Source organism: Colwellia sp. SU-HH00943, from assembly GCF_057546125.1.
The window spans coordinates 228,853-251,759 of record NZ_BAAJLW010000002.1; the positions used below are offsets into that span (position 1 = coordinate 228,853).

The 22,907-nt window shown below is 34.6% G+C and carries 20 protein-coding genes; 11 read left to right on the forward strand and 9 right to left on the reverse strand.

The window, feature by feature from the left end; translation table 11 throughout:
• Position 1: 1 nt before the first annotated feature.
• The 3 genes from AC27GZ_RS06295 to AC27GZ_RS06305 are packed head-to-tail and all read left to right on the forward strand — an operon-like array spanning position 2 to position 3,324.
• Complete coding sequence (locus tag AC27GZ_RS06295; protein WP_487094053.1) at positions 2-1,003, forward strand: glycosyltransferase; 1,002 nt, start codon at positions 2-4, stop codon at positions 1,001-1,003.
• Positions 1,004-1,016: 13 nt separating this feature from the next.
• Positions 1,017-2,060, forward strand: a complete 1,044-nt coding sequence (locus AC27GZ_RS06300; protein ID WP_487094054.1) for a hypothetical protein — start codon at positions 1,017-1,019, stop codon at positions 2,058-2,060.
• A gap of 40 nt (positions 2,061-2,100) precedes the next feature.
• Positions 2,101-3,324, forward strand: a complete 1,224-nt coding sequence (locus AC27GZ_RS06305) for an O-antigen ligase family protein (protein ID WP_487094055.1) — start codon at positions 2,101-2,103, stop codon at positions 3,322-3,324.
• On the opposite strand, the gene AC27GZ_RS06310 is transcribed toward AC27GZ_RS06305, so the two are convergent.
• From AC27GZ_RS06310 to AC27GZ_RS06335, 6 genes are all read right to left on the reverse strand, one after another.
• Positions 3,317-5,461: a heparinase II/III domain-containing protein gene (locus tag AC27GZ_RS06310; protein WP_487094056.1), complete on the reverse strand. Its 2,145-nt coding sequence runs from the start codon at positions 5,459-5,461 to the stop codon at positions 3,317-3,319. The genes AC27GZ_RS06305 and AC27GZ_RS06310 overlap by 8 nt on opposite strands.
• Positions 5,462-5,500: 39 nt before the next feature.
• Entirely contained in the window at positions 5,501-6,229 is a 729-nt protein-coding gene (locus AC27GZ_RS06315) for a tyrosine-protein phosphatase (RefSeq protein ID WP_487094057.1), read from the reverse strand.
• Between the two features lie 11 nt (positions 6,230-6,240).
• A complete protein-coding gene (locus AC27GZ_RS06320; protein WP_487094058.1) occupies positions 6,241-8,505 on the reverse strand; it encodes a GumC family protein in 2,265 nt (754 codons plus the stop codon).
• Between the two features lie 12 nt (positions 8,506-8,517).
• Entirely contained in the window at positions 8,518-9,057 is a 540-nt protein-coding gene (locus AC27GZ_RS06325; protein ID WP_487094059.1) for a polysaccharide biosynthesis/export family protein, read from the reverse strand.
• A gap of 42 nt (positions 9,058-9,099) precedes the next feature.
• Positions 9,100-10,230: an outer membrane beta-barrel protein gene (locus AC27GZ_RS06330; protein ID WP_487094060.1), complete on the reverse strand. Its 1,131-nt coding sequence runs from the start codon at positions 10,228-10,230 to the stop codon at positions 9,100-9,102.
• 300 nt (positions 10,231-10,530) lie between these two features.
• Complete coding sequence (locus AC27GZ_RS06335; protein ID WP_487094061.1) at positions 10,531-10,947, reverse strand: 3-phosphoshikimate 1-carboxyvinyltransferase; 417 nt, start codon at positions 10,945-10,947, stop codon at positions 10,531-10,533.
• 714 nt (positions 10,948-11,661) lie between these two features.
• On the opposite strand from AC27GZ_RS06335, the gene AC27GZ_RS06340 reads away from it, so the two are divergent.
• The 3 genes from AC27GZ_RS06340 to hppD all read left to right on the forward strand — a co-directional run bounded on the left by AC27GZ_RS06340 (position 11,662) and on the right by hppD (position 15,627).
• Positions 11,662-13,254, forward strand: coding sequence for a sensor domain-containing diguanylate cyclase (locus AC27GZ_RS06340; RefSeq protein ID WP_487094062.1), 1,593 nt, complete (start codon positions 11,662-11,664; stop codon positions 13,252-13,254).
• A gap of 137 nt (positions 13,255-13,391) precedes the next feature.
• On the forward strand, positions 13,392-14,156 hold the full coding sequence (locus tag AC27GZ_RS06345; protein WP_487094063.1) for a substrate-binding periplasmic protein: 765 nt from the start codon (positions 13,392-13,394) through the stop codon (positions 14,154-14,156).
• A 403-nt stretch (positions 14,157-14,559) separates the two neighbouring features.
• The gene (gene hppD / locus AC27GZ_RS06350; protein WP_487094064.1) at positions 14,560-15,627 is read left to right on the forward strand and encodes a 4-hydroxyphenylpyruvate dioxygenase; all 1,068 of its coding nucleotides are present in this window, start codon (positions 14,560-14,562) and stop codon (positions 15,625-15,627) included.
• Between the two features lie 177 nt (positions 15,628-15,804).
• On the opposite strand, the gene can is transcribed toward hppD, so the two are convergent.
• Entirely contained in the window at positions 15,805-16,407 is a 603-nt protein-coding gene (can, locus tag AC27GZ_RS06355) for a carbonate dehydratase (protein WP_487094065.1), read from the reverse strand.
• A gap of 153 nt (positions 16,408-16,560) precedes the next feature.
• On the opposite strand from can, the gene ppiC reads away from it, so the two are divergent.
• Positions 16,561-16,839, forward strand: coding sequence for a peptidylprolyl isomerase PpiC (ppiC, locus tag AC27GZ_RS06360; RefSeq protein ID WP_487094066.1), 279 nt, complete (start codon positions 16,561-16,563; stop codon positions 16,837-16,839).
• A gap of 34 nt (positions 16,840-16,873) precedes the next feature.
• On the opposite strand, the gene AC27GZ_RS06365 is transcribed toward ppiC, so the two are convergent.
• On the reverse strand, positions 16,874-17,029 hold the full coding sequence (locus AC27GZ_RS06365; RefSeq protein ID WP_487094067.1) for a DUF2897 family protein: 156 nt from the start codon (positions 17,027-17,029) through the stop codon (positions 16,874-16,876).
• 204 nt (positions 17,030-17,233) lie between these two features.
• Here AC27GZ_RS06365 and AC27GZ_RS06370 point away from each other — a divergent pair, with 204 nt between their 5' ends.
• Complete coding sequence (locus tag AC27GZ_RS06370) at positions 17,234-18,778, forward strand: methyl-accepting chemotaxis protein (RefSeq protein WP_487094068.1); 1,545 nt, start codon at positions 17,234-17,236, stop codon at positions 18,776-18,778.
• A gap of 10 nt (positions 18,779-18,788) precedes the next feature.
• Here AC27GZ_RS06370 and AC27GZ_RS06375 read toward each other — a convergent pair whose 3' ends face one another.
• A complete protein-coding gene (locus AC27GZ_RS06375; RefSeq protein WP_487094069.1) occupies positions 18,789-19,388 on the reverse strand; it encodes a PilZ domain-containing protein in 600 nt (199 codons plus the stop codon).
• Between the two features lie 166 nt (positions 19,389-19,554).
• Between AC27GZ_RS06375 and AC27GZ_RS06380 the strand changes: the two genes are divergently transcribed.
• The 3 genes from AC27GZ_RS06380 to lolE are packed head-to-tail and all read left to right on the forward strand — an operon-like array spanning position 19,555 to position 22,817.
• Entirely contained in the window at positions 19,555-20,817 is a 1,263-nt protein-coding gene (locus AC27GZ_RS06380; protein ID WP_487094070.1) for a lipoprotein-releasing ABC transporter permease subunit, read from the forward strand.
• Positions 20,810-21,547: a lipoprotein-releasing ABC transporter ATP-binding protein LolD gene (gene lolD / locus AC27GZ_RS06385; RefSeq protein WP_487094071.1), complete on the forward strand. Its 738-nt coding sequence runs from the start codon at positions 20,810-20,812 to the stop codon at positions 21,545-21,547. The genes AC27GZ_RS06380 and lolD overlap by 8 nt, the downstream gene beginning before the upstream one ends.
• The gene (lolE, locus tag AC27GZ_RS06390) at positions 21,540-22,817 is read left to right on the forward strand and encodes a lipoprotein-releasing ABC transporter permease subunit LolE (RefSeq protein ID WP_487094072.1); all 1,278 of its coding nucleotides are present in this window, start codon (positions 21,540-21,542) and stop codon (positions 22,815-22,817) included. The genes lolD and lolE overlap by 8 nt, the downstream gene beginning before the upstream one ends.
• Positions 22,818-22,907: the final 90 nt, after the last annotated feature.

Consider the following 22,907-nt stretch of genomic DNA (forward strand, 5'->3'; position numbering starts at 1 on the left):
TATGAAAGAACAAACTCTTGTAACATCAAAACCTAAAGTTACTGTAATTACGGGTTATTACAACCGTGGACATGCATTAGATAAAACCATTGATTCGATAATGAACCAAAGTTATAGCAATTTTGAATTTATAGTGTTTAATGATAAGTCCTCTGATGACACAGAAATTAGGTTATCTGAGATAGAAAAAAAATATAATGACCCTCGCCTAATAATTATTAACCATGAGCATAATAAGGGCTTTGTTCAAGGAATGATTGAGGCTGTTAACATATCAAAAGGAGAGTACATTTGTGTTCAAGGCTCTGGTGATGAATCGCATTTAGATCGTCTAAAACATCAAGTTGCTATCTTAGAGAATAAGAAGGATGTAGGTTTAGTTGGTTGTTATTATGAAAATTTTGTTGAAGATCGAGACATTGTCAGGGTTAGAAAAAAAATTGCTGACTATGTAAATTTTGAGCAATTGGTTAAAGCTAATGTCTTTTCACACGGCGAAGTCATGTTCCGTAAAGAGGTCTATTACGAAGTTGGTGGTTATAGAGCTGAATTCATAAACTGCCAGGATTATGATTTATGGTTACGAATGATTAAAATCTCGAAAATGGCAACGGCTCCTGAAGTTCTATATACCCGTTATATTCGATACGACGGCGTTTCTTATAAGCCGCAACGTTTTTTAAAACAAACTAGGTACTTCTTTATGTGCCAAGATATTGCTATTAAATCGCAGGAAGAACAGTTGAGTATATTAGCTAAAGTTCATGCTAATGGTATTGAAAGCTATATGAATTTAAATTCACGAAGAGTACAAGTACGTGTCATAAAAGCTGTATTACGTTCAGTTGTTTGGGGGGAAAATGATGCTGCAAAAGAGTTAGCCCAAAAAGGAATAACTAATTTCGTTTTTCGTAATGGAATGATTCTTTTTGTGAATATTTACAACAGCATTTTAGGTAAACCCTTTAGGCTAATTGTTAATAAAAAGCTTGGTATTAGTTAAATAAGGATAAATAATGAGTAATCAAAATTTTGAGTCTGTAGTTAAGTGCTCATTAAGTTTTTTAAAAACAAGAAATAAGAAATATTATGATTTTTGGGTAGGTGAACCTGGAATTTCCCTTGAAAATAATGAATTGATCTCCGCATGTGATGTTATTTATTCTTTATGCTTAATGAACTATCCGATAAAAGTGTCAACAGAAGCTATGCAACTTTTCTTTGGGATGGTAAACGGAGCTAAGCTCTATGGTACTAGACTACAAAGTGATGAAAGTTTTAACTTTAATGCACATTTAACCGCATACATTTTAGGTACTATTCAATTATTGCGAAAAAAATATCCTAATGAAACGCTTGATATGAAAATTAATCATAATTGGGATTTTTCTACCGTACTTGATGGTAATAATATCCCAACATTTCCTGCTAAATTTACACATCATTCGTGGCGTGTCAGCCATTGGTTAGGTGGCGTACCGTCCATAATTTTGAATATTTACAGAGAGACAGGTGATGAACAATATAACGTACTGTTTGAAAAAGTTATTACAAGTATAGAAAATATAGCAATTACAGACAAAGGGCTCATAAAAGTACATAAATCTAGTGCGTTACATTTAATATTTCGTACATTATATCGTTTAAGGCATGATCCTAAAATTGGTGATATTGGGGGGATTGTACATATCTTATGGCTGTATCACTTCAAAGAAAAAAAATACAAAGCCGTAAATAACTTGGTGTCATACTCACTTGAACTCGCTAAAAAACAAGATAAGTTTATGGAAAAAATACCATATTGCTTAGATTTTGATTTCATCCAGCTTATCCGAACAGGTCTTGCACAACAAGGAAATAAACAGGATGAATCACCATTTTTCGAGCGATTTAAAAAAGATTTAGATTCATATTTTATCAATGAAATGATGGGAGATGAAAAATTTACACTACATAAATTACCTGGTGCTTTAGCTACACTCCATGAGTGTAACCTTTATTTAGGAAAAGATAATCATGCTAATAGCATTGATATAATTAAGTTAGCCGGTTGGCTGTGAAATAATTTTATATGTATAACTCTACTAATACGGAAATCATATGTTAACTCCAGCCGAACAAAAGATTGATAGAAAAAGAAACATACTCCTTTTGTATATTTTTATGTTGAGTACAATATGTATTGAAGTTAACTTTAGTATAACAGGTTTAAATATTGGCAATATTATTGCTTTTGTAGGGGCATTAACTGTAGTTCTATTTTCAATAAAATTCAGAGGTTTTAAATATACACGTAGTATTTTTCTTATACCTGACTTCCTTATTGCATTCATCTTAGCAGGTTTCTTTTTTAGCTCTACAATTTGGTCTATATCTCCTAAAGATACGTTTGTACAGTCTTTATATTTTTTATTAATTTTAGTTGGAAGTTATCATTTAAAGAATTGTGATATTAAAGATGTAGTTAGAATTTTATTAATTATCGCTTTTTGGGTTGCTTTTTTATCATTATTATCCTTATTTCTCAGTCGAGATTATGCCCTACAGCCTATGCAATCAACATCACTTCCTGAATTGAGGGGTTTTTTTAAGCATCAGCAACGACTAGGTTTGTTTATGTGTCTTGCTTTAGGCATTGCCTTAATAACTCTTTTTAATGGTGAAAAGTTTATTTTTACTGGCCCAATTTTGAAGTATAAAAAAACTTATATTTTGTTTATTAGCTTTATCACCATCTTTGCTTTTGCCCGATTATATATAGCTTTTTCAATACTTGCATTCATCGTTTGTTATCTTATGACTAAATATATCTTTGTAAGGAATCTAACGATTATCTCTTTTTTTATTGCGTTATTAACTTTATACAATCTCGATGCGGGGGCTTTCTTTATAGAAAGTTATCAAAGTGGTGATATTTCACTCACTGGCAGGATTTTAATCTGGGAAAGAACAATAGAGCAAGGATTGATAAAACCTCTATTAGGGTATGGCTACGCTACTTTTAACTCTGCTGAAATGGATTATGTTTGGATAGGAGATTATAGACCACCCCACGCTCATAATTCATTTATACAAGCTTTTTTTGATGGTGGTTGGCTTGGTTTATCTTTAATTGCCTTATTAATTTACCAACACTTTAAGAAAACCACAAATATACTTATTCGTAATAAATCGATACAGTATTCATCCTATGTTTTTTTTCAAGCACTAATTTGCAGTTTGACTGGCGTAACATATGCAGGAAAGCCATCTGTATTATATTCATTTCTATTTCTGTTTATAGCCTTAGCTCCATATAAGTTAAGAAGGATTAAATTCACATAATAGATTTTTTTTCCGGTAGAACTGTTGAATGCACCCTTTTACCATTTAGTTCAAAGTAAAAAGCAGTTCGTTTTAAGGTTTGTTCTAACATTAAATCGACTTTAGTTTTTTTCTTATTTTTATTTATGTAAAAACTAAAAGTATTTGGAGTTTTATGAAAACTATTGATTTTTGTTAACTCTTTTGTTGTATTTAAATGAGGTGATAACACTGCTATAGTAGATAAAGTATCTTGATGCTTTTTCGTTTCTACTTGTAAATCAAAAACATTACCCCATTTGCCTTCGTTTGGTGAATTAGGAAAGTAAGAATAACCTAAGTGCATTATGCCTTCACTCTGCTTTGTTATTACCTCTTGTGCGGAGTATATCCAAAAATCTAAAGTTGTGCGTTTTGTATTTAATTTCCAGTGATTTTCGGTAAAATTTCTTAAGTTGGCATTAAAGTCTTCATTCCCCAGGTGCCAGTTTGTTTGTATTTTTTCGCGTTTTTTTAGTTTAATATAATCCCATATAATAAATACATTAATATTATGTAAATAATATACGCTACGAAGTATAGCCTTGGGTCTTTCTGTATAGCTTAAAGTAGCATCACTTATTAAAACAGATAATTCCTCACTTAATCTTTGTGATTCAATTAGTGTTGCTCTAGGCTCATTAATTTGGTTACGGTTAGATAAGGTAACTGTGTTATGACTGTTTGTTTTGAGATCATACTCTTTTCTTAATTTGCTTCTATAGCTTGCTCTTCCTGGTTCGACTAATAAGTAATCTCCATTGAACATTAAAGCAACAGCATTTCTATTAGGTCCGTCATGGCTGTAATTTGTTTTGCTTGCAGCACCACTTCTTATGGATAAAACTGTATCTCGTTCCATAGTCCAACCTGATCTAATTATTCCAACTCCATTTTCAAAACCCATTGTACTGGGGAGTGTAGTAATTTTATTTTTTATAACAAGGGGTGCAATTTTTTTAATTAAGGATTTTGTGATTAAGGCCTGTGTTTTATCCCAATTTTCATTTTTATATAAATATTTTAGTGCCCATTTACCGCTATCAGTATTACTTTTAGATGTTATATAGTTGATACATGATGAGTCTGGAGGTCCTCCGTAGTAATCATCGTCCCCAAAGTTTACTCTAACAGCATCTAATTTATTATTTACACTATAGTGGGCTAGTTGCCAAAAAGTAGATAACTTTAATGCTTCAGTTAAATTGCTAGAGCTATTAGGTAAAAGTACTTGCCCTTTTGTGTAATGTTTACACGCATAATTAAAGTATTCTATTTGTTCCCCATAGCTACCATCTTCCTCAATTAAGTTAAGCCATTTTTTTGCAATTAACTTACCTTTATTTAAAGTCTTATCATTGTTTAGTGCTATTGATGCACTGATGACAGCAGAGCTTAGAACAGGAAGATAATTGTTCTGTAAGCTTGTGGTATCAAGAAACCTGAGTATGGGGTATAGCCCTTTATATTTTAAGGCTTCATGTATTTTATTTACTTCTGGATTTGAAAATAAATCTGCGCCCCAAATTAATGCTAGTGATAGACTGTGTGTTAAAAGCGACGTCTCTAATTGGCCTTTCGGCCAATTTTTATCGAATTTTCGTAAAGAGCTATGAATCCAAAATGGCAAAGGTAAACCAGCCGCGTTGATTGTTAATTCTCTAAGTAATCTTCCTGCTTGTTTATCGTTTGTCATTCTATAATAAAAAGACAGGTCTAATATATGACTCGCAAGTTTGTATATATACTTCTCTTTCGGTATACCGCTTAATTCACCCTGTCCGTTATCAGACATTATACGTTTAATCTTATTTACAAGCTTTTTCCAACCATTAACGTAAGCAGGATCAGAAGCCAATAATTGTTGAATATGAGAAAATTTAATTTCGTTTATCATTAATTTAGAAAAAGCTTTACTTTTCCAATTATTATTCGGTAACTTAATTATTTTATGTGGTTTTAAATTCTTCACTTTCGGAAAGGCATGTGTTGAACTATTATTGCTCGGTAAAATAGCTGGTTTAGTTAACCATGGCTGCTGAATAGCACAAAAAGCATTAGAGCTGTTAAAAAAAGCTATTATGAAGATTAAAAGTAACTTTTTAGTATTTATAGTCATATGTTGTAAAATTAGCCAAAATATAAAAAATAAAATTTTTTAATTTGAATAGCTATTTTGATGTATTAGGCTTTTAGAGGATTTGTTAACTAAGTCATGTGCATCTTTGCCTATTATAGCTTCAGCTCTATTAAAACCTTCTAGTAAATCTGGGCTTCTCCCTTTTAAGTTATGACAATCTGATGCAATAACACAGACTTTTTTTTGTATCAACCATTCCTCTGATGCTTTTTGTACATCACTGCCAAACTTACCTGTTAAGCTACTAGCAGTTAGTTGAATTGGGCAGCCAAGATCAATGAACACTTGTAATTTTTCAGGGTGATTTAGAAAGGTCCTGTTTCGCTCTGGGTGTACAATTATAGGTAAGCAGTTTTTAGATAATAACCAACGTACCAAATTGTCACTGCCAAAAGGGATGTCATTCCTAGGGAACTCTAACAAAAAGGTTTTTTGCCCTTGATATTCTCCTAACCAAGGTACTTGATTGTTGTTAACTAGCGCCATTATTTCAGGGCCAATTCTCAGCTCTGCACCAAGTAACAGTTTTATTGGAATATTGGCGTTATCTACTTGCTCTTTAAACGTAACAAAGGCTTTTTCAATTTGGGCTTTAGTATTGTCAAAGCGCCCCATATGAATGTGAGGAGTAAGTACTTGGGTAGTTACTCCTTGATCAACAGCCATACGTAACATATCTAACGCTTCATCAACGCTTCGAGCACCGTCGTCTATGTTAGGAAGAATATGGCTGTGAATATCTATCATATTACGTTACTTTAATCCTCTTTTTCCGGTTTTACACCGTAATATTCCCCTGAGTAGTAATGATCACCGTAATAGCTCATTTTTTGCGGTTCGGCTACAGTTAATACTGCGCCAATAATATTGGCGTTGAGTTTCTGTAAGCGAGACACTGCTTCTTTGGCAACTTTAATACGAGTATCTTCTGCTTTAACAGCGAAAACAACACCGTCTACTTTATTGGCTAATATACAAGAGTCACTTACTGGCAGGGTAGGTGGCCCGTCTAAAATAATATGTTCGAAGTGAGATTTTAATGACTCTAATAGTTGTTCAAACTTTTGAGATGACAACAACTCTAATGGGTTTCGGGCAATAGTACCACATGTAATTATATTAAGTTGTTCGTTGTTTTCTTTATAAAAAACCTCGCTCATACTAGTGACAGAACCTGTAACTAAATCAGTTAATCCTAGTCTATTGGTAATCTCTAAATTATTTGCCACACTCGGCTTACGTAAATCCACTTCAAGTAATAGTGTTTTACCCAAATTACTATATGCTGCAGCGAGGTTCATCGCCATAGTTGATTTACCTTCACTACCTGTAGCTGAGGTGACAAGAATAGTTTTGGGTGGGTTGTCAATATTTGAAAATAATAAACCGGTTCTGATGGTATTAATACTTTCAGCAAATGGTGAACGAGAGTCATCAAGGTATTGTTTCTCTGGCTTGGCTACGCCTTTCTTCTTTTTAATGACAGGTGTTATGCCTAAAGCTGGAACTTTTAATCGTTCTTCAATAGTGTCTGGGGTTTTAAGTGTGTTGTTTAACGCTTCTCGCATAAAGGCTAATACCACACCAAAAAATAAACCAAATATACCTGCTAAAGCAATGATAAGTTTAATATTTGGCTTAAATGGGACTTGTGGTACCGTTGCACGGTCAATAATATGAACGTTAGAGGCGGTATATTCACTTTTACCACTGGTTTCCATTAAGCTAATTTGAAAGTTTTCATAAATTCTTCGGTTATTCTCAACTTCACGCTCTAAAGTTACTAATGAAAAATTTTCGTTTTGTAAATCGTGAATGTCGCTGCGTGTTTTACTGATTAGCTTTTCAATATTAGTAACCTGTAATTGTGACAAACGATAGTTTTTTTCAATATTATCTACTACCTTGCCAACTTCTTCAGAAAGGTTTTCTTGGGCACTTGCCAGTTCAGAACGAGCCGCGATCATTTTAGGGTGTTTTTCACCATATCGTTCATTCAATTCATTGACTTTACGAGATAAAAACGCTTCTTCTTTTACCATGTCACTAGCACTTTTATTTTGAAGTACTGGGCCTAATGAGTAAAATTCGCTTGAGCCAGGCTTAACATCTTTAACAAGTAAATATTGCTCTTCCGCAGCACTTAACTTGGTTTGCGCACGGATAAGTTCATTATTTAAAGATTGTAATTGTGTGTTGGCGATACGTTGCTGCTGCTCAGTATCAACCAAACCTTCTTGTAAACGATAGGCACTTAATTTAGCTTCAGATTCTTGCAACTTCTCTTTAAGTTGAGCATATTGTTCACCTAACCAAGACTCTGTATTTTTAACTTCGCCTAAGCGTGATTCTAAACCAAATTGAATATAAGCATCCGAAATTGCGTTAATGATTTCAGCGGCTTCCTTAGGGTCAGGTGAAGTATAACTAATATTGATTATTTGACTTTGTTTTCCGCCAGAAACTTCAATGTTTGCTTGAATTGATGAGGCAAGCATTATTTTTAAATCGGCATCTGATAATGGAGCGTCTTTTGCCGAATTGCTTTCAGTTTCATTACTTGGCGTGAAAAGTGCTGAAAGCTCTGTTTTTATGGTTTTTATAGTACTGGTTATTGCAGAGACAGGTTCTTTTTTAGCTTCTATCTGTGCTTGTTTATATTTTTCAACCAAACCTAGCTTATCAACAACGGTTTCAGCTATATTGCGTGAATTGATAATTTCATATTGTGTTTCGTAATATAAAAATACTAATGCAGAAGCTATATACTGTTCATTTCTGTTAGCATTAGGTTGTTGGGGATCGGCTAGAATTTTTGCTGATGCACGATAAATAGGCACAGATGTTGATGCAATATAACCGCCAATGAGTAAGCAAAATAAAGTGATTGCTATTATGCTCCACTTTGCTCTTTTTATAGTGCGCCAGTACTGACCTAAATCAATGATTTCTTCATTGTTGAAGGTTTCATTGTTTGAAGATGCAACAAGTGCTGGTTTGTTATCAGCTACTACTGAATTCATGTTCATATATCCTTAAAAAAAACTTTCGCTGATAGTGATTACATCACCTGGCTTAATTTTGTCGTGTAGAGCAACCGCTTTAACAAAGCGTTTGTCATTCTCACTGACTAATTCAATGGTGTTTCTCGAAGCTCTTTCGGTAAAACCACCAGCAAGTGCTACGGCCATTTCAACCGTTAAACCTTTTTTATAAGGATAGCTACCCGGCTTTTTCACTTCGCCATTAATATAAAAAGGGCGGTATTCTGTAATGGTAACCGTGACGTTTGGTTTTTTTAAATAGCCATCTAATAATAATGTCGTTAACTTTTGTTCAACTTCGGTAATGGTTAAGCCTTTAATTTCAACTTGCCCTAATAACGGCATAGAAATGGTGCCATTACCGCTTACTCGTACTTTGTCTATACTTAAGTCTCTTTCATTAAATACAGTGATAGAAATTTGATCATCTGAAGATATTTTATAATCATCAATTTCATCGGCAATACTCAACCCTGATAATAAAAGCATGATAGCTGAGAATAGAGTGAAGAAAAGTTTTATTATCTTCATAAAAGTTCCTGTTTTCCTTGTTTAATACTAATAATAAGTTGGTTAATCAAATGTTGTGGTAAGCGATAAACCGATGATGTTGGAAGTAAATTCATAAACTTCAAAGTCTGACTTTCTTTCTATAAAGCGATAGTCAAGGTTAACTTCGAGCCAAGTTAATAAGCTATGGTTTATGCCAAAACTAAAGTCATTGCGTTTATCGGTACGGTTTAATACATAAGTAATATCTGCAGTATCAAATACATAACCAGCAGTTAATTTAGTTCGTGGTGTAATTTCATGTTCACCATAAATAGAGTATGCGTTATTAATAAAAGCACTGGCTAAAAATTGAGAAGACTCTTGAGTCATTCTACTAGCACCAATTTTAACCTTGCTATAAGTGTTAGGTTTCCAAGTCATGTCTAACATGTAAGAAAGCCCAGAAATATCACTATAAGCATTTTCGTTAAAGTCTTTACCTTGATAACCTATTTTAAAGGTACCACTAGTTTTGGCGGTAATATCCCATTCAACCCCAGCTAAATAAAAACTTTCTATACTTGATTGTGCGGGAATACCATCACGTTCAAAGTAATCATAATCAGCTAAGGTTGCCTGAAATAAAAGGCGAGTTTTAGGGGCTATGCGGTAATAAAAGGTACCTGAAATTCTATTTCGGTCATAGTCACGATAACTTTGTAAATTATTGGTATAGCGATTTTCATGGTGATCTAAACCTAATACTAACTGCCCAATACTATCTCTTTTACCATAATAAAACTTAGCTTGTGCTTGCTTTTTCTCTGTTTGGTTAAATTCAGAAAGCAATAACGATGAGGAGTTATTAGTACCTGGTTCTTCTATTTCATCTTGATATGCAAGTTTAAATTCAGAGCTGAATTTTAAGCTATGTTCAAGTTTAGCTAAAATGCCTATATCGTGATTATCATAATTGAGCTTAGTGTTTTTATCGTACAGAGCATATTCACCTTCATAATTGACTGCAAATAAATGCTTACCAAAGTTAGTTAAATATTGGATTTCTGGAGCTAACTTAGCGGCACTATCTGAAGTAGCATCAATTTTACGTAACACGTTGTCGTCGTGCTCAGCAGTTAACTCGGCGTTAACTAATAAGCCTTGCCTTTCTTCTGATTTAACGGGTGAAGTGATTAAAAGTGTTAATAGCAAAACTGCTACTAAATGAGAATTTATAATATTGAAGTTTTTAATTTTATTTACCACAGCTACTGCAACTTCCTTGTTATATGTATATTAAGCGTAAAGGATAGTCTTTACGACTTTTTACAACATTTAAAAATTTGTAAATCTACCCATGTAAGCAAAATTTAAGCCATAAATTAAACTTCAATATAAACAATAAAGTATTTGAATAAATTTTATTAAGTTTACTGCAATGTAAAGATTACTGACAAATTTTTTGAGTATTTTCTGAATATTTAACTTTTTTGATATAGGCAATTATATTTATCACGAAAATGTTTCTTTAAACCAATCCCATATACCTAATGAAAAACCATCAAAAAGGTTAATTCCCAGCGCGGATTTTATCAGATAGAGAACTAATAAACCAAGCGTTACTGATACAAATATAAAAGCGGTAGAGATTATACTGGTTGTAAGTAAAGATACGGCCTTTTCTTTTCTAGTTAGCTCTCGGTAGTTTTTACCTGCAAGCACTACATAGTAAAATCGCCATTTATACAGAGGGAGTTTAAATGTGCCTCTTAAATCTATTTTATGCTTGCCCCAACTGCGAGAACCAATAGCAGTAAGAAGGTGTGTGAGTTGCTCATCATTAAAGCTTTTAGCAACATCGTCTGGCATTCTTGATAACAGTTGTTTTATGGCTGGTTGATCTTTTATGTGTGTTTCTTGCTTGTTCAAAATGATAAGTCCATTTAATGCTTTTCAATATAAAATTTATGTATAAATTTTTGTTATTGTACATGGAGATAATAAATTAAAACGGTATGAACTACTAGTTTCCAGAAAAGGTAAAAATATTTTTGTACATAAGAACCGAAAAAGGCTCTGTTTCGGAAAAATAAGACTTGGAATGTAGTGGCATAGTCAATTCGGTCACTTGATTTGAATGTTAAAATTAAATCATAACTTTGTAGATTTAGCTCAGCGTATATTTGAAAAATTATGTCCCCTTATACAGTACTTTTTGTTTTTATGAGAATGTAGTTATTTGATTTTATTATAAATTTATTTCTCGATTTTCTGTGGTTTCCAATTTTTCTCACTATCACTGGTATGGAGTTTTTGGTTTAAGTGTTTGTTTATTATTGCTATTTTTGTTTGTTTTGGTGTATTCCAGACACATAGCCCGTTAGTTTATTCAGGCTTTTTTGTTTAGAGCGTCCATTTCTCCACTAAGCACATCTAGGTGATTGATTGCGCGTTTCAATCAGTGTCTCTGATCCCCCTTGATTTCTTTCGCCTCATTTTTAATACAGACTGTAAAGACTTATCAGTAATTTCAGCAGTTTAAATATTTTCTTCTATACTCTTTAATAGCATCAACTTAAGTTTAATCGAGGAGATGTTATAACCTTGTTTTGTCAGTTATTTCATATTATTGGATAAATGATAGTGAAAACATTAAGTTTTAATCAGTTACAGGTCCGTATTTTCTTTCTAATTTTTATTTTATTTACCAGTGCAGTGGTTAGTTATCGTGTTTTTGTTGAACGACCGCAACTCGAAAAAAATATTTTGAAGGTGGTTCAGAAAGAGTTGCAAATATTGAGTTACTCGGCGAAAAATTACTTAACGTCATTAAATGCAATTAATTATGACTATGCTGTTTGGGACCAATCTTATCAATATATTAATAATCCTCAGCCAGAGTATATTTCGGAAAACTATATTGACGATACGTTTGTCAGTTTGAAGCTAGATGGTGTGGTTATTTTCAAAGAAAATTTTGATATCGCGTTTGTTAAAGGTTATGACCATCAAAATGATAAACCCTTAGATTTTAAATTTTTTGATTTTAAAGCCACCTCCGAGAATAAAGGTATATTTCCTTTACGTACAAAAAATAAAAAAGTTGCCCAAAAATCTGGCATGATTCAAACAAAACTAGGGCCCGCTTTATTCAGTGTTACTGAAATTAAACGTTCTAATCGTACAGGTAAAAATAATGGTTTTATTCTTTTTCTAAAATTGTTTACTCCGAAGGTGATCGAAGAAATTGAAAAATACACGATGACGAAAATTACAATGACGCCATTTACAGGTTCAACAAATTCTTTATCTATTATGAGTTGGGCCGACGATGAACCGCTTAGGGGGATTGCTCCTGAAACTGAACGTTATATATTGGATTTTCAAAAAGCACCGCTAATGAAACTAACCATGACGCATTCGAGCGCTGAGTTTCCCCCTTTATTAGATAAGCAAAGTTTTATTTTTATTAGCCTTTTTACCGTTTTAATTTTTATTGTTTATAGCTTAATTTCTTACATTATTATTCGGCCAGTTAAGTTATTGGCTAATCAAATTCAAAACATTGACGAAAATGAAAATGTTAAATTCTTAGATGAGAGTTATCACGTCAAAGAGTTAGATAATGTATCTCTACATTTTAATGAATTAATGGCCACTATTGCACGCCAAAAAGCATTATTAAATCAACAAGTGTATACCGATACATTAACGCAGATTGCGAACAGAAGAGGGTTTGAACAACATTTTGAACAACAATGGCAATTGTTTATCCGCCAAGGAGTTGGGTTTACGGTGATGATCGCCGATATCGATTATTTTAAATCATATAATGATAGCTCTGGTCATTTAGCTGGTGATGAAGCTTTAGTTAAAGTCGCACAAACGTTAAATGAGCACTTTAAACGTAGAAATGATTTATGTGCGCGTTATGGTGGCGAAGAGTTTATTATGTTTTATAGTGACTTCGCACCAGAATCTCTTGAGAATAAGTTAAACCAAATTATAGCGTCGTTTGAAAAATTAAATTTACCGCATCCTGCCTCTAAAACTGCACCTTATGTTACGGTTAGCGTAGGGGCATGTACCGTTTCATCTACTGAGCAGGTGAAAAAAGAGTTATCGGCTAAAGATGTTATTCGTGCTGCGGATTATTCGTTATATCAAGCCAAAAAACATGGTCGAAATTGTTGTAAAAGTATTAACTTTATCGAATATATTGAAAATGAAACTTAAGCGGAAATGGTGATATAGATGTTAGTTAATTTTTATTCTGGCTTTTTCGTGGTTAATTTATGCTACTCTTGTTTATATAAAGTTAAACTGATGGAAATTGTTGGTTAATAACCTTCCTACAATTAGAGGTGTTGCTGTTGAGAAATATAAAATCAATCCTGCAGACTGTTTTTATCTTTATTTGCACTTTTAAGGTGCTAGCCAACAATGATGATTGTATAACTTTTCATGTTATTCACTCTGAGCCAATAGGTTATATCGCTGATGATAATAAACCTACCGGTGTGCACTGGGATTATTTGACCGCGATAGAAGCTGAATCAGGTATTTGTATCAACAAGATCTTAATGCCTTATGCGAGAATATGGAAAAGTATTGAGTTTGGAGAGCATGACGGTGGGATCATCTTCAGCTCACCAGCTAGAAAACACTTAACGCAATTAGTGGCGCCTATTCGTGAAATAAATACTATTGTCATTGGTAATAATAGTAAAAAACTTGCTCGCTATGAGGATCTTTATAATTTCACCATTGCTAAAGTGAGAGGCTCACATTTAAGTGACAAATTTGATGCTGATAAGCAGTTGAATATCCTTCCTTTAACTAATTATCAACAAGTTGTAAGCATGCTAAACAAAGGTCGTGTAGATGCGATGGCAGGCGGTTCACAATTACTGTTGCATCAAATCAGAAGGTTGAGTCTTGATGGCTATTTTGATTTAACAAATAAAATTACTCTTGGTTCACGTACTCAATGGTTACAATTATCAGTAAAGTCACCGTTTATTGATAAAGCAGAGCAATTATCTGCGGCAGTAGAGCGACTAAGAAGTAAAGGCGTGCTTGATGAAATCATGACGAAATACTACGGCCCTAAATGGCCGTTAATAGTTAAGAGATAAAGCACTAATTATTTTCTTACACCTTCTAAGTGTTTAATAGTACCTACCTCAAGTTTTTACCAATTTCTCCATGATAGTAGCGACAAACAGCCAGTGTCACTCTATTACTTTTCTTGTTTTGTTCCTATTTATAGGGATACATATTTTCAATAGTGCTCTCTTAAACTTAGTAGCTGTAAATAAACTCATACAAGCAGAGCGCAAGGGTTATCTTATACGAGCAACATTCACTAAATTTTAATGTTACTTGCACGTACATTTTCTTTTACATCTCATTTTTAACTCCTGTTTGTCGTGAGCTTTCGCTTTAATAAATTCCACTAGATAATGAAATTATTAACAAGTACGCACCTTTTCATTAGTGCGGTATTAGCGCGGATAATTGAAGACAAGAGATGACCAAATGACAGATGTAACCACTACAAAACAAAATCCATTAAAACTATGTGGTATAGAATTTACCGAATATGCTAGTCCTGACTCTGACTTTATGGAGAAGGCTTTTTATGGTTTTGGTTTTTCAAAAACGAAAAAGTTTAAAGGCCGTGACATTGATTACTTCAATCAAAATGATATTCATTTTTTATTGAATAGAGAAACTACCGGTTTTTCGAAAGAGTTTGCAAAAAGTCATGGACCAGCCATTTGTTCAATGGGCTGGCGAGTTGAAGATGCAGACTTTGCTTTTGAGCAAGCACTTAAACGTGGCGCAAAGTCAGCCATGGATGTGAAAAATAAACTCCCTTATCCGGCAATTTTCGGGATTGGTGATAGTCTTATCTACTTTATTGATCATTTTAAAACAGAAGGAAAAAATAAAGGGGCTATTTATGAGACAGATTTTATTGCTCACGACATGCCAGTAAAGGTAGAAGATAAAGGCTTTTTAGCTGTCGATCATCTAACCAATAATGTGTATCAAGGTACAATGCAAAAATGGGCTGATTTTTATAAAGAAGTTTTTGCGTTTACTGAAGTACGTTACTTCGATATTAAAGGGGTGAAAACTGCCTTGGTTTCTTATGCACTCCAATCACCTTGTGGTAATTTCTGTATTCCTATCAATGAAGGTAAAGGCAGCAAAGATAACCAAATAGATGAATATTTAGATGAGTACAATGGCCCTGGTGTACAACATTTAGCTTTCTTAACAGATGATTTAGTTGACTCTTTAGATAAGCTCGATCGCTCGGTGATTGATACCTTACACATAGTGCCAGAGTATTATGATGAAATATTTGATCGAGTTCCTTGGGTCAAAGAAGACAAAGAAAAAATTAGAGAGCATCAAATTTTAGTTGATAGCCAAGCAGATAATTCTTATTTATTACAGATCTTTACTAAGAATTTATTTGGACCTATTTTTATTGAAATGATTCAACGTGTTAATGATCAAGGTTTTGGCGAAGGTAATTTTTCAACATTGTTTAAATCGATAGAGCTTAATCAGATGGAACGAGGTGTCCTTTAACGTACTAATTTGCGTTATTTCAGTATTACAGCAGTGGCTTCACTGAGTATATACTTGATTAAACTCTAAACTTGAGTGAGCGATAAAAAAGCCGCGCTAAGTAAAACTTACTGCGGCTTTTGTTTAATTAGACTAACTATCAAAGGTTTAATTTAATAGATATCAGGCTTGAGGATTTTAGTTTTGACTACTTACCGAGACATTTAAATCTTTTAAGATACCGTCTTTTAAATTGTAGACTAAACCATGAACGGTAAGCTCTTGGTTATTTTTCCATGCGTTTTGTAAGGTAGTGGTTTTACAAACGTTTGCCACTTGTTCAATAACGTTTAATTCACACATTAAGTTCACACGCTCTTGCTCATCAGTCACCTTATCAATCGTTTCTTTATGAAAACGATAAACATCAGCTATATGATGAAGCCAATTATCAATCAAGCCATGGCTTTGATCGTCCATGGAAGCCATAACACCACCACAGCCATAATGACCACAAACAATAATATGCTCTACTTTTAATACTTCAACAGCATACTGAATAACAGATAGGCAATTTAGATCGGTATAAATTACTTGGTTTGCAATATTACGATGAACAAAAACTTCACCAGGTTGCATACCTAATAGCTGATTAGCGGGTACACGAGAATCTGAACAGCCTATCCACAAATACTTAGGAGATTGTTGCTCAGAAAGGACTTGAAAAAAATTAGGATCTTCGGCGGTGATTTTATCAGCCCATTGTTTATTATTTTCAAATAAATGTTGAATTGTGCTCATTATTTTACCTACTTGCAGAGGAAGAATTTCAAATGATAATAAGATAGTGACATTTTATGTCAATCATTATATTAGTCCAAGTAAAATATGATTTTACCCAGAAATTAATATCTCGTTATAATGCTAGTATCTAGATTCAATTCGAGCAAATAAATGGCAACTGCGGCAGCAATTCATATTTTGGTTAAAACTGAAAAACAAGCCTTGGAATTAAAAACTAAATTAGATAAAGGGGCTGATTTTTCGCAACTAGCAAGAAAGTTCTCTATTTGTCCTTCTAAGAAAAAAGGTGGGGATTTAGGCGAGTTTCGTCGAGGGCAAATGGTAAAGGCATTTGATGATGTAGTGTTTAAAAAAGCGTTGCTCACTGTGCACGGACCTATCAAAACTAAGTTTGGCTATCACTTAATTAAAACGCTTTACAGAAGTTAATCCCAGCAAATTTGCCTTGTTATTTATCTATATCTTATTTATCAAGGTCTTCTTTATCAAGTTGCTCATTACGCTGTTTAATTTTTTCGAGCTGCTCAGGAGTTAAATTAAATTTTTTTGCTGACTGCTTCAATAATAAAACGCCGCCTACAATAATGCCTAACGCGAGTAGTGTGATCACTATTAGCATGGAAACCCTCGTTCGTTGTGTTTAACGTTTTAAATCAATTAAAAATGTTTGTTTGAAGCGCACTTAGCTTAGCAAACTTTGATGAAGAAATAATGCCATATTTATCTTTAGTTTCTGTCACTTAACCTTGTTTTACTGTTATAGCAAAAAATTTAACTTGGTCTAGACTTAATAGCATCTTATTTTATATGGACTATTCATGTTATGGCTAGGCGTGGACAAACAATTATTGATGAAGAAGTTCTTTTTGATGAAACTGAACAACTAGTCTCTCTTACTGATAAGCGAGGTGTAATTACTTACGCAAATGATATTTTTTGTAAAGTAGCGGGTTATAGTCAAGAAGAATTATTAGGAAAAAATCATAATATTGTCCGCCATCCTGACATGCCCAAAGCAGCCTTTAAGGACTTATGGGTAGAGTTAGAAGCGGGCAACCACTGGCAGGGCATAGTTAAAAACCTTTGCAAAGATGGTCGTTACTATTGGGTAAACGCCTATGTAACCCCTATGTATGAGAAAGGTATATTAACTGGATATCAATCGGTGCGCGTTAAAGCGACTGATGCTCAAAAACAAAAAGCAGCAGCCGTTTATCAAGCCATTAATAACGATCAGCTAGGTATGTCAGAGCAGCGAATTGCCTTAATTAAACGGGTTGTGTCACTGATTTCAACCATTACTATTGTTGGCAGTGCTTTTTATTTCTCAGGGTTACTCGCTGCCGCGATTACGTTAATTATGCTGGTTATATTATTCTTTTCTTTCTTTGATGAGATAGTGACTATTCCGCGTTATATTGCCCAGGAAAAAGCAAAATATACCAGTGTATGTCGTGCGGTTTATACCGATGGTGGAGCAACGTCTATTCTAGAATTCAGACAAAGTCTATATAAAGCTAGAATCAGAACTATTTTAGGACGCACTAATGATTCATTAAAAGTCATCGGTAATGTAGTGGCTGACTTAAACCATGCAGTTTCAATTATTAATGATAAAATTCAGCGACAAAATAATGAAACAACCCAAATTGCCGCATCGATGAATCAGATGTCAACGACAATTGCCGAAGTAAGTAAAAATGTAGTGTCTACGTCTGAGCGGGTAGGTAACGTTAGTCACGAATGTGAGCAAACAGAAAGTTTAATGGCGGATTCAATGACAAGTAATATGACTTTAAAAGATAAAGTTGCTATCGCAAATACAACGTCTAATGAATTAGTTAATATTGTTACCTCCATTAATGATCAAATGGCTGAAATTCAAGGAATTGCAGATCAAACCAATTTATTGGCTTTAAATGCTGCTATTGAAGCGGCAAGGGCAGGAGAGCAAGGGCGAGGTTTTGCGGTTGTTGCTGACGAAGTTCGTTCGTTAAGTGGCAGAACTCACAGTGTTTCTGAAGGAATTAATGACTCTGTGCATCAAGTCACTTCAATGCTTGCCAATGTTTCAAAGTTAATGTCTGAAAATATCGACATCAGTACGGCCTGTGTTGACTCTGGTGAAAAGGTTCAGCATTCAACAGAAAATATACATCAACAAATGTTAGCGATTAGCGATATCACCACGCAGGTTTCAACGGCTGCTGAGCAGCAAAGTGTTGTAGCTGAAGAAGTTAATCAAAATGTGCAGCGAGTAGCTGATTTGGCGCAAGAGCTTGAAGATTCTGATATCTTATCGAAAAACATTGCGATGCTAAATGAGCAGTCAAAACACTTAACTGAGTTAGCAGACACTTTTAAATAACCACTACACTTTACTCTTTTGCGTCTAAGTCTCTTTGCTTAGCCAGTTGTTGTAGCTGTTTAGATTGCTCATGTAAGCTTGTGCGCACAAGTACTTCTCTGTCATCTTCACGTATAAAGTGAAAAATAGCCTTATGGTGATAGCCGTCTGGGCTTTCTTCAATCTCGATAATTTCACCATAGCAAAACACAGCGCAATTATTGGCTAGAAGAAATATTTTCATTTCCACAATTTGACCAACTGTAAAAGGCGTTTTTGCACTGAATAATAAACCGCCGCCGCCAAATTCAACACCTTGATATCGATGTTGCTCTTCATCTTGTTGACTGAGAATATAGCCCATCAGCAAATTGATTTTTTCACTTTGGTGGTTTAAAAAGTCAACCAGCTGGCTGGCAACCCCTGATAATCCTTGTAACGGGCGCAGTGCACTTTGATCTATCGTGGTTATTTCGCTGGCCATTTTAAACGGTGCAGGCATGTTTGCGATAAATTGCTCGTAGCTTGTTACTTTTTTCTCATCAAGGGGTAATATATTGATGCTAAATTCATGCGTGATTGAGAAAAATTCATGATATTTGGCAAGCTTTGTGGTTGTTTCATTATTCATTTTGTTCTCTTCTACTTAACTCGTAAATGAATTTGATAAAATTCGTGTAATAACAAACTTATAGCAGATATCTTAGCTTTTAAGTATCTTTAATTCAGACAAAGTTATTGATTGTGTTATGCTAACGCACAGATTAACCATTCAACTATTTAGTAACAATAATTAAATGTTTCAACCTGTTAGCCTCTTCATTGGTTTACGTTATAGCCGAAGTAAAAAAAGCACTGGCTTTATCTCTTTTATTACCTTTTTCTCTACTGTAGGCATTCTACTTGGTGTTGCCTCGTTGATTACGGTTGTTTCGGTCATGAATGGCTTTGAAGGCGAATTGAAAAAGCGCATTTTAGGTATTGTCCCTCATGTTGTGATAGCAAACGCTAATACTAATGAGCCAGGTAAACTAGCACAATGGCAAGCTTTGAGAGAGACATTACTTCAACAACCGCACATAAATAAAGTTACTCCTTTTTTAAGTAGTGAAGCTTTAATTCAGTCCCCAGACAACTTACAAGGCGTAGTGCTTCAAGGAATTATCCCCGAGTATGAGCAGGGTAACCTTATCAGTGAACATATGGCCGCTGGCTCATTATCTAGCTTATCTGAGCAGGCGTATAATATTGTATTAGGGCGTTCATTGGCGAATAAATTAGGCGTATCTTTACAAGATACTGTTCGACTTGTTTTACCCAATAAAACTATTTTTACACCAATGGGGCGCATACCAGTTCAACGTGCTTTTACCGTTACGGGAATTTTTGATGTTGGCTCGCAAGTGGACGATGCTATGGTTTATGTGCACAGTCATTATGGTGCAAAATTATTACGTCGAAAAGGTGATGGTATTGAGAAATTACGTTTGTATTTAGACGATGCATTCAACGCTGATAAAGTAGTTAAGGCTTTGAAAAATAATAATGAATTGCTAACACAAAATACTAAAATGTTAGATGTTACAACATGGAATGACAGCCAAGGGGCGCTTTTTTCCGCAGTGAGAATGGAGAAAAAAATGATGTGGCTGATGTTAAGTTTAATTGTTGCCGTTGCGGCTTTTAATATTGTTTCAGCGCTAGTGATGGTGGTTATTGAAAAGCAAGGTGAAATAGGTATTTTACAAACTTTAGGTTTGTCTAAAGTTGGAGTGGTAAAAATATTTATAACTCAAGGCATGGTGAATGGTTTATGGGGTGTGAGTTTAGGCAGTATTTTAGGAATACTTTTAAGCCAATATTTAAATGATGTTTTAGCGCTGTTGGGCGTAAATATTTTCGGTACAGGTTATGCGGTGCAAGAGTTACCCATACAGTTAGACTTAATGAATGTTGTTGTGATTGCTATTTCAGCATTAGTCATGAGCTTCCTTGCTACTTTATATCCCGCTTTTCAGGCATCTAATACTCAACCGGCAGAGGTGTTACGTAATGAGTAAAGTTTTACATTGTGATCAATTATCAAAGTCATATTTTCAAGGTGAACTTGAAACCCCTGTTTTAGATAAGCTTGAATTGACGGTAGAAAAAGGTGAGTTATTAGCCATTGTGGGTAGCTCAGGATGTGGTAAAAGTACTTTTTTACACCTTGCTGGTGCTTTAGATTTGCCGACAGCGGGCGAGGTATATATTAATGGCACGAATATTTTAACCTTGTCTGATAAGCAAAGAGCTGCTTTTCGTAATAAAAATATTGGTTTTATTTATCAATTTCATCATTTAATGATGGAATTTACCGCCCTTGAAAATGTCGCAATGCCACTGATGATTAGAGGTGACAGCCCTAAAGAAGCTATGAAATCGGCAACAGAAGTATTAGCGCAGGTCGGTTTAGCTCATCGTGCTCATCACAGACCCAGCGAGCTATCTGGAGGCGAGCGTCAGCGCACAGCCATTGCTCGTGCATTAGTGACTAAACCCGCGTTAATTTTGGCGGATGAGCCAACGGGTAATTTAGATAGTGATACCGCAGAGCAAATCTATCAGCTGATCAGAGAGCTTAATGAGAAGGTGCAAACCAGTTTTGTCATCGTAACCCATGATATTGCTTTAGCCATGCGTATGGATAGGCAGCTAAAGCTAGATCACGGTAAGTTATCGCCTTTTATACCCGCACAAGCTTATCAACTAGAAGCAAATGATAGCCAAGAGCAAAGCGCTAATGTTTAAACCTTTTAGTGTATTTTTAGCCTTACGTTATGTCCGTAGCCGTCATGGTCACGGCTTTTCTAGCTTTATTTCTGCTTCTTCAACAATAGGCATCGCGTTAGGTACCTTAGTGTTGATTGTTGCCTTAAGTGCTATGAATGGTTTTGAGCGTGAATTAGCCCAGCGATTACTATCTATAGTACCGCACGCTGAATTGATGGCTGTTAATAAACCAATAAAAGACTGGCCAAACAGTGTTAAACAAGTACAAGCTAATCAACATGTTGTGGCCGCTGCGCCCGTAATCTCACTTACTGGTATGATGCAACATGATACTCATTTGAAAGCACTGGAAGTTAGAGGTGTTGAGCCCGACATGGAAACACTCGTGTCAGATATTGAGCAATATGTCGTTGAAGGCAGCTGGCAAGCATTGGCTGATAAAGAGCAGCAATCATCTGGAATAATTATTGGTGCGGGCGTCGCAAAAAAACTGCAAGTTAATATAGGTGATAAAGTGCAATTATTATTGCCTTCTTCGTCACAGCCATTAGATAAAGCTAATTCCCAACAACTTTTTGCAGCACCCATAAAACGTCACATGACTATTGTGGGTATCTTCAAATTTGGCGGCACAATTGATGAAACCTTAGCGTATATTTCTTTAGATCAAGCAGCAGACATTAAAGGTTACCAAGCAGAGGAAGTGCAGGGCATTCGATTAAAGCTTAATGATGTATTCGATTCGCCAAATATTGCTAGAGCTATCGCCTATAATTTTGACCATTATGTTTATATTATGGATTGGACACGTACACAAGGGCACTTATTTAATGATATTCAATTAGTGCGTATGGTGATGTTTATTGTCCTTGTACTAGTGATTGCAGTGGCAAGTTTTAATATTGTTTCTACCTTGATCATGGCCGTCAATGAAAAACAAGGTGATATAGCCATTCTAAAAACCATGGGCGCACCTGCGAGTGTCATTATGCTTACGTTTATTTATCAAGGCTTAGTTAATGGCGTTTTAGGCTGCTTGGTCGGTAGTGCTCTTGGCGTTTATTTGTCATTAAACCTTGCTAGCATTGTGATGTTCTTTGAACAACTGTTCTCTATGCAGCTATTATCTGCTGATGTCTATTTCATTGATCATATCCCCAGCCAGTTACATATGCAGGATGTTTATATCACAGTGGGTACTGCCTTAGTTATGTCGTTAATTGCGACCATTTATCCTGCTTGGCGAGCGACTAAAATTGAACCTGCTCAAGTCTTAGGGCAATTGTAACTACGCTTGGCAACTTTATGACATTATAGAGTTTTATCGCTAAGCCTATGAATATTTCTAATTAAATAAAGCAGTGATTATTTTTTTATA

What these genes read in the sequence shown, in the direction of transcription:
- AC27GZ_RS06325 (WP_487094059.1), bottom strand. Translation starts at nt 9,057, where the DNA reads ATGAAGATAATAAAACTTTTCTTCACTCTATTCTCAGCTATCATGCTT.
- ppiC (WP_487094066.1), top strand. Translation starts at nt 16,561, where the DNA reads ATGGCAACTGCGGCAGCAATTCATATTTTGGTTAAAACTGAAAAACAA.
- AC27GZ_RS06310 (WP_487094056.1), bottom strand. Translation starts at nt 5,461, where the DNA reads ATGACTATAAATACTAAAAAGTTACTTTTAATCTTCATAATAGCTTTT.
- AC27GZ_RS06320 (WP_487094058.1), bottom strand. Translation starts at nt 8,505, where the DNA reads ATGAATTCAGTAGTAGCTGATAACAAACCAGCACTTGTTGCATCTTCA.
- AC27GZ_RS06305 (WP_487094055.1), top strand. Translation starts at nt 2,101, where the DNA reads ATGTTAACTCCAGCCGAACAAAAGATTGATAGAAAAAGAAACATACTC.
- AC27GZ_RS06375 (WP_487094069.1), bottom strand. Translation starts at nt 19,388, where the DNA reads ATGAATAATGAAACAACCACAAAGCTTGCCAAATATCATGAATTTTTC.
- AC27GZ_RS06295 (WP_487094053.1), top strand. Translation starts at nt 2, where the DNA reads ATGAAAGAACAAACTCTTGTAACATCAAAACCTAAAGTTACTGTAATT.
- hppD (WP_487094064.1), top strand. Translation starts at nt 14,560, where the DNA reads ATGACAGATGTAACCACTACAAAACAAAATCCATTAAAACTATGTGGT.
- lolE (WP_487094072.1), top strand. Translation starts at nt 21,540, where the DNA reads ATGTTTAAACCTTTTAGTGTATTTTTAGCCTTACGTTATGTCCGTAGC.
- lolD (WP_487094071.1), top strand. Translation starts at nt 20,810, where the DNA reads ATGAGTAAAGTTTTACATTGTGATCAATTATCAAAGTCATATTTTCAA.
- AC27GZ_RS06365 (WP_487094067.1), bottom strand. Translation starts at nt 17,029, where the DNA reads ATGCTAATAGTGATCACACTACTCGCGTTAGGCATTATTGTAGGCGGC.
- AC27GZ_RS06380 (WP_487094070.1), top strand. Translation starts at nt 19,555, where the DNA reads ATGTTTCAACCTGTTAGCCTCTTCATTGGTTTACGTTATAGCCGAAGT.
- AC27GZ_RS06370 (WP_487094068.1), top strand. Translation starts at nt 17,234, where the DNA reads ATGGCTAGGCGTGGACAAACAATTATTGATGAAGAAGTTCTTTTTGAT.
- AC27GZ_RS06300 (WP_487094054.1), top strand. Translation starts at nt 1,017, where the DNA reads ATGAGTAATCAAAATTTTGAGTCTGTAGTTAAGTGCTCATTAAGTTTT.
- AC27GZ_RS06315 (WP_487094057.1), bottom strand. Translation starts at nt 6,229, where the DNA reads ATGATAGATATTCACAGCCATATTCTTCCTAACATAGACGACGGTGCT.
- can (WP_487094065.1), bottom strand. Translation starts at nt 16,407, where the DNA reads ATGAGCACAATTCAACATTTATTTGAAAATAATAAACAATGGGCTGAT.